At 70.9% G+C, this 19,202-nt stretch carries 1 protein-coding gene; it reads left to right on the top strand.

Annotation, left to right across the window (positions count from 1 at the left end; genetic code table 11):
• A partial coding sequence (locus A5701_RS12770; protein WP_156670073.1) for a non-ribosomal peptide synthase/polyketide synthase occupies positions 1-19,202 on the top strand: 19,202 nt, incomplete at both ends.

Here is a 19,202-nt window from a genome sequence, read left to right as displayed (position 1 = left end):
GGGGTGTGGTCGCATGCGCATTCGCTGGCCTTCGACGTGTCGGTGTGGGAGATCTTCGCCCCGCTGTTGCGCGGGGGCCGGGTGGTGGTGGTCGACGACGACACCGCGCGCGCGCCGGAAGACTTGCACGCCGTCCTTGTGGCCGAGGGCGTGAGCGTGTTGACCCAGACACCGTCGGCGGTGGCGATGCTCGACCCCACGGGCCTGGACGGGGTGGCGGTGGTGTTGGCCGGGGAGGCCTGCCCGCCCGAGGTGGTCGATCGGTGGGCGTCGGGACGGGTGCTGGTCAACGCCTATGGGCCGACCGAGACCACGATGTGTGTGGCGATCAGCGCGCCCCTGCAGGCCGGGTCTGGGGTGGCGCCGATCGGCTCGCCGGTGCCCGGTGCGGCGCTGTTCGTGCTCGATGCCTGGTTGCGCCCGGTGCCCGAGGGCGTGGTCGGGGAGCTGTATGTGGCCGGATCCGGTTTGGCCACTGGATATCTCGGCCGGGCCGGGCTGACCGGTGCGCGGTTTGTGGCGTGTCCGTTCGGGGCGCCGGGGCTGCGGATGTACCGGACCGGGGATCTGGCGTGTTGGGGTGGCGATGCGCAGTTGCGCTACCTGGGTCGCGGCGATGAGCAGGTCAAGGTCCGCGGGTATCGCATCGAGTTGGGTGAGGTCCAGGCCGCGTTGAGCGCGTTGGACGGGGTGGGGCAGGCGGTGGTGATCGCGCGTGAGGATCGCCCCGGTGACAAGCGTCTGGTCGGTTACATCACGGGCGCGGCCGACCCGGCGCGGCTGCGGGCAGAGCTTTCCGAGCGGTTGCCGGCGTTCATGGTGCCCGCCGCGATCGTGGGCCTGCAAGCCCTGCCGCTGACCGCCAACGGCAAACTGGACATCCGCGCGCTGCCGGCCCCCGAATACGGCGCCGACCGCTACCGCGCCCCGCAGAACCCGACCGAAGAGATCCTGGCCACCGTCTTCGCCGACGTCCTGGGCCTCGATCGCGTCGGCATCGACGACTCCTTCTTCGAACTCGGCGGCGACAGCATCCTGGCGCTGCAAGTGGTCTCGCGAGCGCGGGCCGCGGGCCTGACGTGCCGCCCGCGGGACGTCTTCGTCGAGCAGACCGTCGCCCGCCTGGCGACCGTGGCCGGGGTCGTCGACGGCGACACCGCCGCGGCCGACGAGGGCCTCGGACCGGTGCTGGCCACCCCGATCATGCGGTGGCTGCGCGAGATTGGTGGTCCGATCGCCGAGTTCAACCAGACGATGGTGCTCCAGGCGCCCGCCGGCGCGACCGAGGCCGACGTCGCGGGAGGGCTGCAGGCCGTCCTCGACCGGCACGCCATGCTGCGGCTACGCGTCGAGGGCGACGGCGACAACGGGTGGTCCCTATGGGTGCCCGACGCGGGCGCCGTCGACGCGACCGCGTGCCTGCGGTCGGTGGACGTGCTGTCCGATGAGGCGTTGGTGGAGGCGCGGTCGAGGCTGAACCCCGCCACCGGGGCGATGCTCAGCGCGGTGTGGGCCGCCCCCACGAGCCAGCTGGCGTTGGTCGTTCACCACCTGGCCATCGACGGGGTGTCGTGGCGAATCCTGTTGGAGGACTTGAACATCGCCTTCGCCCAGGGGCGGGGCGGCCAGCCGGCCGCGTTGCCGGTGGGCGGGACGTCATACGCGCGGTGGGCAACGCTGCTCCGCGAACACGCCCGCCGTCCGGAGGTCGTCGACCAGGCGGGCGCCTGGAAGCGGATCGCGGCCACACCGTCCGCCTTGCCGGCGGTGCGGCCCGGGGACACCTACGCCACAGCCGGGCATCTGTCGGCGTCGCTGGACGTAGAGGACACCCGGACGCTGCTCGGGGAGGCGCCGGCGGCATTCCACACCGGCGTGCAAGACATTCTGTTGATCGCGTTCGGGTTGGCGTGCGCGGAGTTCCTGGGCCCCAACCTTTCTGCCCGCGGGCCGGTCGGCATCGACGTCGAGGGCCACGGCCGCCACGAGGAAGTCGCGCCCCACGTGGACCTCTCGCGCACGATCGGCTGGTTCACCACCAAATACCCGGTGTCGCTGACGGTCGGCGGGCCGGCCTGGGCCCAGGTGCGGGCCGGCGACCCGGCGCTGGGAAGCGTGATCAAAGACGCCAAGGAACAACTCCGCGCCGTGCCGCACCCGCTGACGTATGGCGTGCTGCGCTACCTCAACGATGACGTCGAGCTGGGCGGCGCCGACCCGACGATCGGGTTCAACTACCTCGGGCGCCTCGTCGCCGGAACCGAGCTCTCCGATGGCTTGTGGCGGCTGCACCCCGAGAGCCTGTCCCTGACGGCGGTCGCCGCGGCGATCCCAATGCCGTTGGCGCACACCGTCGAACTCAACGCCGGCACCATCGACACCGACAGCGGCCCGCAATTGCACGCCGATTGGACGTGGGCGACGTCGGCCCTCACCGAAGGACAGATCGGCCAGCTGAGTCAGCTGTGGTTCGAAGCCTTGTCCGGCATCTGCGCGCACGTGCGGGCCGGGGGCGGCGGTCTGACGCCATCGGACATCGCGCCCACCCGGCTGAGCCAATCGCAGATCGACGAACTCGGCCGGCGATACGACCTCGCCGACGTCTTGCCGCTGACCCCACTGCAGCAGGGCCTGCTCTTCCACTCCAGCACCGCCCACGGCGATGACGACATGTACGCCGTGCAGCTGGATTTCACGCTCACCGGCCCCGTCGACCCCGACCGCCTGCACGACGCGGTGCGCACCGTGATCCACCGTCATCCGCATCTGGCCGCCCGGTTTTACGAACGGTTCGACGAGCCGGTGCAGATCATCCCGGTCAATCCCGTTGTGGCGTGGCGATTTGTCGAGCTCGACACCGACGAGCAGATCGAGCGCCTATGCGCGGCCGAACGCGCCGCCGTCGGGGACCTGGCCGACCAGCCGCCGTTCCGGGTGGCGTTGATCCGCACCCGGGAAGACCGGCACCGGCTGGTGCTGACCAACCACCACATCGTGCTCGACGGGTGGTCGCTGCCGATCCTGCTGCGCGAGATCTTCACCAGCTACTACGGGGAGCGGCTGCCCGCGGCCGCGCCTTATCGCAGCTTCGTCACCTGGCTGGCCGATCGGAACCTCGATGCCGCCCGCGACGCCTGGGCTCAGACGCTCGCCGACTTCGAGACGCCGACGCTCGTCGGCCCCAAGGACCGGTTGGGGCAAGGGCGGCGCGGCACCCAATCCTTCCGCGTGCCCGAGGAAACCACCCGCGCCCTCACCGAACTGGCCCGCGCCTGCCACACCACGGTCAGCACCGTGCTCCAGGGCGCCTATGCGCTGCTGCTGACCTCGCTGACGGGTCGGCACGACGTCGTCTTCGGCACCCCGCGATCCCGGGTGGGCCAGCTCGAGGTGGCCGGCGCGGAATCGATGGTCGGCTTGCTGATCAACACGGTGCCGGTGCGGGCGAACATCACCGCGACCACCACCACCGCGGACCTGCTGCGCCAGCTGCAGGACGACCACAACGACACGCTCGAGCATCAACACCTGGCGCTCAGCGACATTCACCGCGCCACCGGCCACGAGCAACTGTTCGACACCCTCTTCGTCTACGAGAATTACCCGATCGGCGACGGCATGCAGTTGGGCCCCGACGGGTTGGCCATCGCCGAGTTCACCAACCGCGAGTACAACCACTACCCGCTGACGGTGGAGGCCCTCCCGGGCCGCCAGCTCGGCCTGCACGTCGAGTTCGACGCGGACGTGTTCGACACCGCGGGCATCGAGGCGCTCGTCGAGCGGTTCCGGCGGGTGCTGGCAGCGATCACCTCCGATCCGACCCGGCGCCTGTCGTCTATCGACCTGCTGGATCGCGCAGAGCGCGATCTGGTGCTGTCGCGGTTCTCCGGCGCGGGTGTGGCCGCGCCGGTCGGTGTGGCGCCACAGCTGCTCGCGGGGGCGGTGGCCGCCAACCCGGACGCGCCCGCGGTGGTCGACGGTGCCGGGACGCTGTCCTATCGCGAGCTCGACGAGTGGTCAAACCGGTTGGCCCGCAAGCTGATTGAGACTAGCGTTGGTCCGGAACGCGCCGTGGGCGTGGCGATGGATCGCGGTCTGGAGTTGGTGGTCGCGTGGTGGGCCGTGGTCAAGGCCGGCGGCGTGCATGCGCCGGTGGATCTGGACCATCCCGTCGAGCGCGTCGCCACGGTGCTGGACGCCGCGGGGGCGGTGTGCGTGTTGGCCTGCGGCGCCGACGACGTGGCCGGTGCCGGCGCGCGCCCGGTGGTCCGGATCGACGAGTTGTCGGGGTACTCCGCGGAAGCGATCGCCGACACCGAGCGGCTCGCGCCGCTGACGGCGGCCAACACCGCGTACGTGATCTTCACGTCGGGTTCCACCGGCACGCCCAAGGGGGTGGCGGTCAGCCACGCCGGTCTGTTGGGTTGGGCTGCGGCGGAACGCGATGTGCATGGGCTGCAACCGGACACGCGACTGCTCATGGTGGCCTCGCCGACGTTCGACGCGTCCGTCGGCGAAATGGTGATGGCCGCCGGGTCGGGCGCGGCGCTGGTGGTGGCGCCGCCGGGGGTCTACGCCGGGGAGCCGCTCACCGCCCTACTGGAAAGCCAGCGGGTCAGCGCGGCGTTCCTGACCCCTACGGTGCTGGCATCCCTGGACCCGGCCCGGCTGGACGGGTTCGACACGCTGATGGTCGGTGGAGAGGCCTTTTCGCCGGAGCTGGTGGCCGCGTGGGCGCCCGGCCGGCGCATGTTCAACGTCTACGGCCCCACCGAGTGCACGATCTGGGTGACCTCCAGCGCGCCGCTGTCGGCGGGCGGACCGATCCGGATCGGCGCTCCGATTCCGGGCGTGTCCGCTCTGGTGCTCGACGCCTGGCTTAACCCGGCGCCGGTCGGGGTGATGGGGGAGCTGTACCTGATCGGGCCCGCGCTGGCGCACGGCTACGTGGGTCGGGTGGAGCTGACCGCGGAACGGTTCGTGGCCAATCCCTTTGGCGCGCCCGGGTCACGGATGTACCGCACCGGCGACCTGGCCCGCTGGACGCCCGAGGGAACCCTGGACTACCTGGGGCGCGCCGACACCCAGATCAAGCTGCGCGGGCAGCGCATCGAACTGGGCGAAATCGAGAACACCCTGCTGGCCTGCCCACAGGTAACCCAGGCCGCCGTCACCGTGCAGGACAGCGCCACCGGCACGCAGCTGGTCGCCTACGTCACCCTCGACCACAACACCACGGCCGACGACGACGCCGAGAACGTCCAAGAGTGGCAGCACCTTTACGACGACCTGTACGGCGCCGACGGCGAGTCCGGCTTCGGCATGGATTTCCGCGGCTGGAACAGCAGCTACACCGGCGACCCGATCCCGCTCGAGGAGATGGTCGAGTGGCGTGCCGCCACGGTGGAACGGATCATGGCGCTGCGACCGCGGCGAGTGCTCGAGATCGGCGCGGGCTCGGGATTGCTGCTGTCGCAGATCGCCCCGCAGTGCGATCAGTATGTCGCCACGGACTTTTCGGCCGCGGCGATCGAAAACCTGGCCCGCTCGTTGGAGCAATTGCAGCTCCCGTGGCGCGACCGGGTTCAGCTGCTGACCCAGCCGGCCGACGTCACGGACGGGCTGCCGCGGGGCTCTTTCGACACCGTCATCCTCAACTCCGTCGTCCAGTACTTCCCCAACGCGGGATATTTGGCCGGCGTCATGGACGCCGCGATGGAACTGCTAGCGCCGGGCGGGGCGGTGTTCATCGGTGACGTCCGCAACCACGCCCTGCAGAGCGCATTCCAGACCGGCATCGCGCTGGCCCGTACGGATGCCGGCGCCGGCGACGCCGCCGAGATCCGCCAGCGCGTCCGGCACGCGATGCTCGGCGAGACCGAATTGCTTTTGGCGCCCGAGTTTTTCACCAGCTGGGTCGGCGGTCACGAATCCGCGGGCGGGCTGGACATCCGGGTCAAGCGCGGCATGGCCGACAACGAACTGAACCGGTACCGCTACGACGTCACCATCCACAAGGCTCCCGCACCCCTTCGCTCGGTGGCCGGCGCGCCCGTCTGGGCGTGGGCGCAATGTGCGGGCCTGGACGCGCTGCACGACAGGCTGACGTCGGAGCGGCCCGCCGAGGTCCGCGTCACCGACATCCCGCACGTGGGGGTGATCGCCGACGTCCGTATCGAATCCGCGCTCGCCGCGGGGCTGCCCATCCCCGAAGCGTTGGCCCAAGCCGGCGCGATCACCGGCGCCACCGTCGCGGAACGATTGCATCGCCTCGGCGAGTCCGCCGGATATCACGTCGCCGTCACCTGGGGCACCCAACCCGGCACGCTCAGTGCGGTTTTCACCGACTCCGATGTTCGGCTGACCGACGTCTACCTGCCGCCCGCCCGGGCCCGGCAACGCACCAGCTACGCCAACGACCCGCACGCCAACACGAAGATCGCCGCGGTGCGCGAACGGATCAGCGCGTGGCTGCCCGACTACATGGTGCCGTCGCACATCGTGGCGCTCGAGGAATTCCCGCTGACCTCCTCGGGCAAGCTCGACCGCAAGGCGCTGCCCGCACCCGACTATCAGGACGCCGATCGTTATCGGGCCCCGTCGAATGCGGTCGAGGAGATCCTGGTCGGCATCTTCGGCCAGGTTCTGGGCCTGGAGCGGGTCGGGGTGGACGACTCGTTCTTCGACCTCGGCGGGGACTCGCTGTCGGCCATGCGCCTGATCGCCGCGGTCAACGCCAGCGTGAATTCCGACCTCGGGGTGCGCGCCGTGTTCGACGCGCCCACCGTCGCCGAGCTGGCCCGCCTCACCGGCGGGGAGGCCGCCCGGCTGGAGCCGCTGGTGTCCGGCGAGCGGCCCGAGCTCATCCCGCTGTCGTTCGCGCAGAGCCGGTTGTGGTTCATCGACCAGTTCCAGGGACCCTCGCCCATCTACAACGTCGCGGTCGCGTTGCGGCTGCGAGGGCGCGTCGACGCGGACGCGCTGGGCGCGGCGCTGGCCGACGTCGTCGACCGCCACGAAAGCCTGCGGACACTGTTCGCGGTTCACGACGGCACCCCCCACCAGGTGGTGCTCCCCGCCGAACGCGCCCGATTGGGGTGGAACGTCGTCGACGCCCGGGGCTGGCCGGAAGGCCGGCTGCGCGAGGGCACCGATGCCGTCGCCGGCTACGCGTTCGACCTGGCGAACGAAATACCTTTACACGCGGAGCTTTTCACCACCGCCGACGACGACCATGTGCTGGTGGTCGTGGTGCACCACATCGCCGCCGACGGGTGGTCGATCGCCCCGATGGCGCGTGATCTGGGCGTCGCGTACGCGGCGCGGTGCGCCGGGCAGGCCCCGGAATGGGCGCCGCTGTCGGTGCAGTACGTCGACTACACGCTGTGGCAGCGCGCGCAATTCGGCGACCTGGACGACAGCCAGAGCCGGATCGCCGCCCAGCTGGACTTCTGGCAGGACGCGCTGGCCGGGATGCCCGAGCGCTTGCAGCTGCCCACCGATCGGCCCTACCCGCCGGTCGCCGACCACCGGGGGGCCCGGCTGGCGGTGGACTGGCCGACGGAGGTCCAGCAGCAGATCCGTCGGGTAGCGCGCGAGCACAACGCGACCAGCTTCATGGTGATTCAGGCCGCCTTCGCCGCGCTGCTGTCGAAGATCAGCGCCAGCGACGATGTGGCGGTGGGGTTCCCGATCGCCGGGCGCCGCGATCCCGCGCTGGACGAGCTGGTGGGTTTTTTCGTCAACACACTGGTGCTGCGGGTCGACCTGGCCGGCGATCCCACCTTCGCCGAGCTGCTGGCGCAGGTGCGACGGCGTAGCCTCGCCGCGTTCGAGCACCAGGATGTGCCGTTCGAGTTCCTGGTGGATCGGCTCAATCCCACCCGCAGCCTGGCCCATCATCCGTTGATCCAGGTGTTGTTGGGCTGGGAGAACTTCCCCGGCTATGACAGCAATCCCACCGCCACGTTGGCCCTCGGCGATGTCCGGGCCACCGCGATGCCGGTCGAAACCCACACGGCGCGAATGGATTTGACGTTCTCGCTGTCCGACCGCTGGACCGAGGCCGGCCAGCACGCGGGCATCGGCGTGACGGCGGAATACCGTACCGACGTTTTCGACGCCGACACCGTCGTGACGTTGATCGAGCGGGTGCACCGCCTGCTGGTGGCCGTCACCTCCGACCCGGGGCTGCGGATGTCGTCGGTAGACCTGCTGGATCCGGGCGAGCACGCCCGGCTGGAGAGGTGGGGCAACAGGGCAGTGCTGACCGAGCCGGCGACGCCGGTGTCGGTTCCGGAATTGTTCGCCGCGCAGGCGGCGCGCACGCCCGACGCGGTTGCCGTGGTCTGCGACGGCCGGTCCATGACATACCGGGAACTCGACGAGGCGGCCAACCGCTTGGCGCACCTGCTGATCGGGTGTGGAGCGGGCCCGGGTGAGCGTGTGGCGCTGCTCTTTTCGCGCTCGGCCGAGGCCATCGTGGCGATCGTGGCCGCGCTCAAATCCGGGGCGGCATACCTGCCGATCGACCCGGCGCTGCCGGCGGCCCGGATGGAGTTCATGCTCACCGACGCCGCACCGATCGCCGTGGTCACCACCGCGGCGCTGACCGAGCGGTTGCACGGGTTCGACCTGGCGGTCGTCGACGTCGGCGGCCCCGCCCTGGACAGCCAGCCCGGCACGGCGCCACCGGCGCCCGCGCCCGACGACCTCGCGCACATCATCTACACCTCCGGGACCACCGGTGTCCCGAAAGGTGTTGCGGTAACCCAATACAACGTCGCGCAGCTCTTCGACTCGCTGCGGATCGGCATCGAGATGTCACCGGGGCAGGTCTGGACCCAGTTCCACTCCTACGCCTTCGACTTCTCGGTCTGGGAGATCTGGGGTGCGCTGCTGCACGGCGGGCGGCTGGTGGTGGTGCCCGAATCGGTGGCCCGCTCACCGCAGGAATTCCACGCCCTCCTGGTCGCCGAGGGTGTCACCGTGCTCACCCAAACCCCCTCGGCCGTGGGGATGTTGCCGACCGACGGGCTGGATGCGACCGCGCTCGTGATCGGGGCCGAGCCCTGCCCGCCCGAGCTGGTGGATCGCTGGGCGCCGGGGCGGGTGATGGTCAACGTCTACGGCCCAACCGAAACCACGATGTGGGCCTGCAAGAGCGCGCCGCTGGCGGCGGGATCTGGCTTCCCGCCGATCGGCGCACCGGTGACGAGGGCGGCATTCTTCGTGCTGGACGAATGGCTGCAACCGGTTCCGCCCGGGGTGGTCGGCGAGCTGTACCTGGCGGGCGACGGGGTCGGTGTCGGGTATTGGCGCCGATCGGGGTTGACGGCGTCGCGCTTCATGGCCTGCCCGTTCGGCGCACCGGGGACCCGGATGTACCGCACCGGCGACCTGGTGTGCTGGGGGCCCGACGGGCAACTGCGCTACCTCGGCCGTGCCGACGAACAGGTCAAGATCCGCGGCTATCGCATCGAACTCGGCGAAATCCAGTCCGCCCTGAGCGCTTTGGACGGTGTCGAGCAGGCGGTGGTCGTCCCCCGTGAGGACCGCGGCGACAAACGGCTGGTGGGTTACGTCACCGGGACGGTGGACGCGGGCAACGCCCGCGCCGCGCTGGCCGAACGGCTGCCCGCCTACATGGTCCCGGCCGCGGTCGTCGTCCTCCCGGCGCTGCCCATGACCGTCAACGGCAAGCTCGACACCCGCGCCCTGCCCGCCCCGGACTACCAAGACGCCGGCAACTACCGCGCCCCGAGCACGGCGGTCGAGGAGATTTTGGCCGGCATCTACGCCGAGGTACTCGGCGTCGAACGCGTCGGGGTCGACGACTCGTTCTTCGATCTCGGCGGTGATTCGCTGTCCACGATGCGCCTGATCGCGGCGATCAACGGCTCACTCGAGACCGAGCTGCCGGTGCGTGCCGTGTTCGAGGCGCCGACGGTCGCGCAACTGGCCCCCCGCATCGGCGAGACCGCGGGGCGCCTGCAGCCGCTGGTCGCCGGCGACCGCCCGGCGGTGATCCCGTTGTCGTTCGCGCAGAGCCGGTTGTGGTTCATCCAGCAGCTGCAGGGCCCATCGCCGATCTACAACATGGCGGCCGCGTTGCGGCTGCGCGGGCGCCTCGACGCCGGCGCGCTGCGCGCGGCGCTGGACGATGTGGTGAACCGCCACGAGAGCCTGCGCACGCTGTTCCCCGCCCGCCACGGAACGCCCCAGCAGCTGGTGGTACCCGCCGAGGAGGCCGACTTCGGCTGGGAAATCGTCGATGCCACCGGATCCCCGGCGGGCGAGGTGGACGAGGCCATCGCGGCGACGACACGCCACACCTTCGACCTGGCCACCGAGACCCCGCTGCGCGCAAAGCTTTTCGCCCTCGGCGAGCGGGAACACCTGCTGGTGATCGTCGTGCACCACATCGCCGCGGACGGCCTGTCCCTCACGCCGCTGGCCGCCGACCTCAGTGTCGCGTACGCCGGCCGATGCGCGGGGGAGGCGCCCGGCTGGGCCGACCTGCCGGTGCAGTACGTCGACTACACGCTGTGGCAGCGCGCGCAGTTCGGTGAACTGGACGACAGCCGGAGCCCCATCGCGGCCCAGCTGTCCTACTGGCGGGACGCGCTGGCCGGGATGCCCGAGCGGTTGCAGCTGCCCACCGACCGGCCCTACCCGCCCGTCGCCGACCAGCGCGGCGCCAGCGTCGTCGTGGATTGGCCGTCGGAGCTGCAGCAGCAGGTTCGCCGGATGGCCCGCGAGCACAACGCGACCACGTTCATGGTGGTGCAGGCCGCGCTGGCCGTGCTGCTGTCGAAAGTCGGTGCCGGCTCGGATATTCCGATCGGCTTTCCGATCGCCGGGCGCCGCGACCGCGCCCTGGACGCGCTCGTCGGTTTCTTCGTCAACACGTTGGTGCTGCGCGTCGACCTGGCCGGCGACCCCACTTTCGCCGAACTGCTGGCACGCGTCCAGGCGCGCAGCCTGGAGGCGTTCGAGCATCAAGACGTGCCGTTCGAGTTGCTCGTCGAGCGGCTCAACCCGGCCCGCAGCCTGACCCACCACCCGCTGGTGCAGGTCATGTTGGCCTGGCAGAACTTCGCCGGCCACGACGATCCGGCCGCCGGTCTTGCGCTGGGCGACCTCGACGTCACCTCCGTGCCGGTCGACACCGAGTCCGCCCGGATGGATTTGGTGTTCTCCCTCGCCGAACGCTTCAGCGAGACGGGGGAGGCCGCCGGCATCGGCGGCCGGGTGGAATTCCGCACCGACGTCTTCGACGCCGACACCATCGAAACGCTGATCGCGCGGCTGCGGCGCGTCCTTTCGGCCACGACCGCCGACCCCGGCCGGGCGTTGTCGTCGGTGGATGTGCTCGATGAGGCCGAGCGGTCTCGGCTGGACGCGTTCGGCAATCGGGCGGCTTTGAGTGGACCGGTGCCGGGGTCGGTGTCGGTGCCCGGGTTGTTCGCTGCGCAGGTGGCACGCGCGCCTGGGGCGGTGGCGGTGTCGGGTGCGGGCCTGTCGGTGACCTACCGCGAGCTGGATGAGGCTTCGACCCGGCTGGCGCGCCAGTTGGTGGCCCACGGCGCGGGCCCGGGACGGATTGTGGCACTGCTGTTTTCGCGGTCGGCCGAGGCGATCGCGGCCATGCTCGCGGTGCTCAAGACCGGGGCGGCCTACCTGCCGATCGACCCTTCCTCCCCGGATACCCGGATCGAGTTCATGCTCGGTGACGCCGCCCCCGTGGTCGCGGTCAGCACCGCCGATCTGGCGGCGCGATTCGAGGGCCGCGGAGTGCCCGTGGTGGACGTCGACGATCGGCGCCTCGACACCGTGCCCGACACCGCCCTGGCGGAGCCGGACGCCGACGGGCTGGCCTACGTGATCTACACCTCGGGTACCACGGGTGTGCCCAAAGGTGTTGGCGTCACGCATCGTAACGTGACGCAGTTGATCGGCTCGCTGGATGGCGGGTTGCCGGCGCCCGGGGTGTGGTCGCATGCGCATTCGCTGGCCTTCGACGTGTCGGTGTGGGAGATCTTCGCCCCGCTGTTGCGCGGGGGGCGACTGGTTGTGGTGCCCGAATCCGTGGCGGGTTCACCGCTGGACTTCCATGCGGTGCTGCGCGCCCACGGCGTCAGTGTTCTGACCCAGACGCCGTCGGCGGTGGCGATGCTGGACCCGGCCGGTTTGGACGACGTGGCGGTGGTGATGGCCGGGGAGGCCTGCCCGCCCGAGGTGGTGGACCGGTGGGCGCCGGGGCGGGTGCTGGTCAACGCCTATGGGCCGACCGAGACCACGATGTGTGTCGCGATCAGCACCCCGCTCGTCGCGGGGTCAGGGGTGCCTCCGATCGGCTCGCCGGTGCCCGGTGCGGCGCTGTTCGTGCTCGACGGGTCGTTGCGCCCGGTGCCCGAGGGCGTGGTCGGGGAGCTGTATGTGGCCGGATCCGGTTTGGCCACTGGATATCTCGGCCGGCCCGGGCTGACGGCGTCGAGATTTGTCGCCTGCCCGTTCGGCGGGATTGCAACGCGGATGTATCGCACCGGCGATCTGGTGCGTTGGAACCGCGACGGGCAACTGCAATACTTCGGTCGCGCCGATGAGCAGGTCAAGGTCCGCGGGTATCGCATCGAGCTCGGTGAGATCCAGGCCGCGTTGAGCGCTTTGGACGGGGTGGGGCAGGCGGTGGTGATCGCGCGTGAGGATCGCCCCGGTGACAAGCGTCTGGTCGGTTACATCACGGGCGCGGCCGACCCGGCTCAGCTGAGGGCGCGGCTTTCCGAGCGGTTGCCGGCGTTCATGGTGCCCGCCGCGATCGTGGGCCTGCAAGCCCTGCCGCTGACCGCCAATGGCAAGCTGGACACCCGCGCGCTGCCGGCCCCCGAATACGGCGCCGGCCGCTACCGCGCCCCGCAGAACCCGACCGAAGAGATTCTCGCCACCATCTTCGCCGACGTCCTGGGCCTCGATCGCGTCGGCATCGACGACTCCTTCTTCGAACTCGGCGGCGAAAGCATCTCCGCGATGGGTCTCGTCGCCGCCATCAACAGCAACCTCGGTGCCGGTGTCCCGGTCCGCGTGGTGTTCGAGGCGCCGACGGTGGCCCAGCTGGCGCTGCGGATCGACGAGGGCACGAACGGCCTGGAGCCCTTGGTGGCCGCCGAGCGGCCCGCGGTCGTCCCGCTGTCATTCGCGCAGAACCGCTTGTGGTTCCTCGACCAATTGCAAGGCCCGTCACCGGTTTACAACATGGCGGCGGCGCTGCGGCTCAGTGGTCGCCTCGACGCGGACGCGCTGGGTGCGGCGCTGGCCGACGTGGTGGCGCGCCACGAGAGCCTGCGCACCCTGATCGCCGCGCCCGAGGGCACGCCCCAGCAGCTGGTGACCCCGGTCGAGAAAGCGGGCTTCGGGTGGTCGGTCGTCGACGCGTGCACATGGTCCGCCGGCCAGCTCGACGAGGCCATCGGCGCCACGGCGCGCTACACCTTCGACCTCGCAACCGAAATTCCCTTGCGGGCAGAGCTTTTCCGCATCGACGACGACGAGCACGTGCTGGTGGCCGTGGTGCACCACATCGCCGCCGACGGGATGTCGATCACCCCGCTGGTACGCGATCTGGGCGTCGCGTATGCGAGCCGGTGTGCCGGACACGCCCCCGACTGGGCGCCGCTGGCGGTGCAATACGTCGATTACACGCTGTGGCAGCGCGCGCAGCTCGGCGATCTCGACGACCGCACCAGCCCCATCGCCGCCCAGCTGGCCTACTGGGAAGGCGCGTTGGCCGGCATGCCCGACCGGCTTCCGCTGCCCACCGACCGGCCCTACCCGCTGGTCGCCGATCAGCGGGGCGCCACCGTGGAAGTTGACTGGCCGGCCGAGCTGCAGCGGCGCGTCGGCGAGCTGGCCCGCCAGCACAACGCGACCAGCTTCATGGTCGTGCAGGCCGCGCTGGCGGTGCTGCTCGCGAAGACGACCGCGAGTTCCGATGTGGCCGTGGGCTTCCCGATCGCCGGGCGGCGCGACCCCGCCCTCGACGAGCTGGTCGGATTCTTCGTCAACACCCTGGTGCTGCGGGTCGACCTGACAGAGCTGGGCGGCGACCCCACCTTCGCCGACCTGCTGTCGCAGGTGCGGCAGCGCAGCCTGGCCGCCTACGAACACCAAGACGTGCCCTTCGAGGTTCTCGTCGAGCGGCTCAACCCCACCCGAAGCCTGACCCATCATCCGCTGGTCCAGGTGATGCTGGCCTGGCAGAACTTCGCCGGGCAAGGCGGTGGCCCGGTCGCCGGGCTGACCCTGGGCGACGTCGGGATCACGCCGATGCCGGTGGACACCCAGACCGCCCGCATGGATCTGACGTTCTCGTTGGCCGAGCGCTGGAGCGAGGCGGGTGAGCCCGCCGGCATCGGCGGGACGGTGGAGTTCCGCACCGACGTGTTCGACGCGGACAGCGTCGAGGCGCTCGTCGGCCGATTGCAGCGGGTGCTGACGGCGATGACCGTCGACCCCACCCGATCGCTGTCGGCGGTGGATTTGCTCGACGCGGCCGAGCATGCCCGCCTCGACCAGATCGGGAACCGCGCGGCGCTGACCGGGCCGCCCGCCGCGCCGGTGTCCATTCCGCAGCTGTTCGCCGCGCAGCTGGCCCGCACGCCCGAAGCGGTGGCACTCGTGTGCGACGGCCGGTCCATGACCTACCGCGAACTGGACGCCGCGGCGGAGGGGCTGGCGCGCGTGTTGGCCGGGCGGGGGGCCGGTCCGGGACGGTTTGTGGCACTGCTGTTTCCGCGTTCTTCCGAGGCGATCGTGGCGATCCTGGCGGTGCTCAAGTCCGGCGCGGCGTACCTGCCGATCGATCCGGCGCTGCCGGAGGCCCGGATCGGCTTCGTGCTATCCGATGCCGCGCCGATGGCCGTCCTCACCACCGCCGACCTGGCCGACCGGCTCGGCGGGCACGACGTGCCCGTCATCGACGTCGGTGACCTGGAAGGCGGCGCCCAGCCGGACCCGGCGCCGACCGCGCCCGGCCCCGAGGACTTCGCCTACCTGATCTACACGTCCGGCACCACCGGTGTCCCCAAAGGCGTTGCGGTCACGCATCGCAACGCGACGCAACTTCTCGCGCGCATGGATGCCGGCCTGCCGCGCGGTGGGGTCTGGTCGCAGTGGCATTCCCTGGCCTTCGACGTCTCGGTGCACGAGATCTTCGGTGCCCTGCTGCACGGCGGACGGCTGGTCGTGGTGCCCGAGTCGGTCGCCCGGGCACCGGAAGACCTCCACGCACTGCTGGTGGCCGAACGCGTCGGCGTGCTGAGCCAGACCCCGTCCGCGGCGGCGATGTTGTCACCCGAGGGGCTGGAGTCGGTCACCCTGGTGGTGGCCGGCGAGGCGTGCCCCGCCGAGCTGGTCGACCGGTGGGGGGCGGACCGGACGATGATCAACGCCTACGGCCCCACCGAGGCCACCGTGTACGCGGCGGTCAGCGAACCCCTGACCGCGGCGTCCGCGGAATCGGGTGTGGTGCCGATCGGGTCACCGGTGCCCGGCGGCGCGTTGTTCGTCCTCGACGAGCGCCTGCGGCCGGTGCCCGTCGGCGTGGTCGGCGAGTTGTACGTGGCCGGTTCGGGTGTCGCCTGCGGCTACTGGCAGCGGGCCGGTCTGACCGCGTCGCGGTTTGTGGCCTGCCCGTTCGGCGGGGCCGGCACCCGCATGTACCGCACCGGGGACCTGGTGCGCTGGCGCGCGGACGGCCAACTGGACTACCTGGGCCGGGTGGACGAGCAGGTCAAGATCCGCGGTTACCGCATCGAGCTCGGCGACGTGCGCGCCGCCCTGGCCTGGCTGGACGGGGTGGAGCAGGCGGTGGTCATCGCCCGCGAGGACCGTCCCGGTGACAAGCGCCTGGTGGCCTACCTCACCGGGCAGGCCGATCCGGTCGAGGTCCGCGCCGCGCTGGCGGAGCGGTTGCCGGCCTACATGATTCCCGCCGCCGTGGTCGCGATGCCGGCCCTGCCGCTCACACCCAACGGCAAGCTCGACACCCGCGCATTGCCCGCACCGGAGTATTCCGACGGCGAGCAGTACCGCGCCCCGGGCAACGCCGTCGAGGAGATCCTGGCCGGCATCTACGCCCAGGTGCTCGGACTCGACCGGGTTGGGGTGGACGACTCCTTCTTCGATCTGGGCGGCGACAGCATCTCGTCGATGCAAGTGGTGACCCGGGCACGGGCCGCCGGCCTGATCTGCCGCACGCGCGACCTGTTCGTCGAGCAGACCGTCGCCCGGCTGGCGCGGGTGGCCGAGGTGGCCGAGGCGGGCACCGGCGTGATCGACGAGGGCGTGGGTCCGGTGGCGGCCACCCCGATCATGCATTGGCTGCGCGGCGTGGACGGGCCGGTCGACCAGTTCAACCAGACGATGCTGGTGCAGGCCCCCGCCGCGGTGGGCGAGGCCGACGTGCTGGTGGTGCTGCAGGCCCTGCTCGACCGGCACGGCATGCTGCGCCTGCGCCTCGACGACGAATGGTCGCCGACCGTGCCCGAGCCCGGTTCGGTGCACGCCCGCGACTGCCTGCAAACGGTGGGCGAGCTGTCCGACGCGGCACTCGTCGAGGCCCGCTCGCGGTTGAACCCGGCCGGCGGGGCGATGCTCAGCGCGCTGTGGGTGACCACCACCAACCAGCTGGCGGTGATCGTCCACCACCTGGCCGTCGACGGGGTGTCCTGGCGAATCCTGTTGGAGGACTTGAACATCGCCTGGGCCCAGCACCGGCTCGGGCAGCCGGTGGCGCTGCCGTCGACGGGGACGTCGTTCGCCCGGTGGGCTGCGCGGCTGGCCGAGCGCGCGGGCGACCCGGACATCCTGAACCACCTGGGCACCTGGCAGCGGGTGGCGGCCACCCCCGCGGCGCTGCCCGCGGTGCGCCCCGACGTGGACACCTTCGCCGCCGCCGGGCACCTGTCGGTGGAGCTGGACGCGGAAACCACCGGCATGCTGCTCGGTGAGGTGCCCGCGGCGTTTCACGCTGGCGTCCAGGACATCCTGCTCGTCGCGTTCGCTTTGGCGGTGGGGGAATTCCTGGGCGACACCCGCGCGCCGATCGGCATCGACGTCGAGGGCCACGGCCGCAACGAGGAGCTCGGCCGCGACATCGACCTGTCGCACACCGTGGGATGGTTCACCGCCAAATACCCGGTGGCCTTGAACGTCGGAGGGCTGTCCTGGGCGAAGGTGGTCGCCGGTGACGCCGCGCTTGGCGCGGCCCTCAAGGACGGCAAGGAGCAGCTGCGCGCCCTCCCGGACTCGCTGACCTACGGGTTGCTGCGCTACCTGAACGCCGATGCCGCCGTGGACGGGGCCGACCCGACGATCGGATTCAACTACCTTGGGCGCCAAGGTGGTACGGCCGAGCTGTCCGAGGAGATGTGGCGACCGGTGCCGGGCTCGGTCACTGCAGCTGCGGCGGCCATCCCCATGCCGCTGATGCACACCCTGGAGCTCAACGCGGCCACCGTCGACACCGAATCCGGCGCGCACCTGCACGCCAACTGGACCTGGGCGCCCTCCGCGCTGGACGACGGGCAGGTCGGCCGGCTGAGCCGGCTCTGGTTCGAGGCCCTGGCCGGGATCTGCGCCCACGTGCGTTCGGGCGGCGGTGGATTGACGCCCTCGGACGTCGCGCCCGCCCGCCTCGACCAGAAGCAGATCGACCAGCTGCAGCGACAACACGACGTCGCCGACGTGCTCCCGCTGACCCCGGTGCAGCAGGGGCTGCTCTTCCACGCGAACACCGTCCGGAGCGCCGGCCAGGATGCCGGCGACCTTTACGCGGGACAGCTCGACATCAGCGTCACCGGGCCGCTCGACCCCGGCCGCCTGCGCGACGCCGTGCGCGACGTGGTCAGGCGCCACCCAAACCTGGTGGCCCACTTCGTCGATCGGTTCGGCGAGCCGGTGCAAGTCATCGCCGCAGAGCCCGCCCCGGCCTGGCGGTACATCGAGCTGCGCGACGACGTCGACGAGCAGATCCGGCGGCTGTGCGCCGCCGAGCGCGCCGCCGTGTGCGATCTCGCCAACCAGCCGCCCTTCCGGGTTGCCCTGATCCGCACCGGAATTGACCGCCACCACCTGGTGCTGACCAACCATCACATCGTTCTCGACGGCTGGTCGATGCCGATCCTGCTGGGCGACATCTTTTCCGCCTACTACGGTCAGCGCCTGCCCGCGGCCGCGCCCTACCGCAGCTTCGTCACCTGGTTGGCCGCCCGCGACCGCGACGCCGCCCGCGACGCGTGGGCCCAGGTGTTCGCCGGCTTCGACACCCCGACGCTGGTCGGCCGCCGGGACCGGCTGCGGCCGGGGGAGCAGGGCGTTCGGACGCTAGGGCTGCCCGCCGACCTCACGCTCGCAGTGGGCGAGCTGGCCCGTTCCTGCCACACCACCGTCAACACGGTGCTGCAGGCCGCCTACGCGCAACTGCTGTGCTGGCTGACCGGCCAGCACGACGTCACGTTCGGCACCACGGTCTCGGGCCGGCCGGCCGAGATCCCCGGCGCGGAATCGATGGTCGGCCTGCTGATCAACACCGTGCCGGTGCGGGCGAACATCACGCCGACCACCACCGCGGCAGGATTGCTCGAACAACTGCAGGGCGCCTACAACCACACGCTCGACCACCAGCACCTGGCGCTCAACGAGATTCACCGCATCACGGGTCAGGACCAGCTGTTCGACACCCTGTTCGCCTACGAGAACTACCCGATCGACGCGGCCGCCCTGTCCGGCAATCAGGAGCTGTCCATCACCGACATCGCCAGCCGGGAATCCACGCATTATCCGCTGACGATCCAGGCCCAGCCGGGCCACGAACTGCGCCTCCGCGTCGAATACGACGCCGACGTCTTCGACGCCCAGGCCATCGAAACGCTGATCGAGCGGCTGCGGCGGGTGTTGGTGGCCATGACCACCGACCCGCAGCGGCGCTTGTCGGCGACCGATGCCCTCGACGCCGACGAGCACCGCAGGCTCGATGACTTCGGCAACCGGGCGGTGTTGGCCGAGCCGTGGGTGCCGGTGTCGATTCCGGCGTTGTTCGGCGCGCAGGTGGTGCGTGCGCCGGGTGCGGTGGCGGTGTCGTGCGAGGGCCGGTCGTTGACGTATCGGGAGTTGGACGAGGCGTCGAATCGGTTGGCGCATCT

Source organism: Mycobacterium sp. E3305 (genome assembly GCF_001666785.1).
Lineage (GTDB): Bacteria > Actinomycetota > Actinomycetes > Mycobacteriales > Mycobacteriaceae > Mycobacterium.
This window is presented reverse-complemented; position numbering and strand designations above follow the sequence as displayed.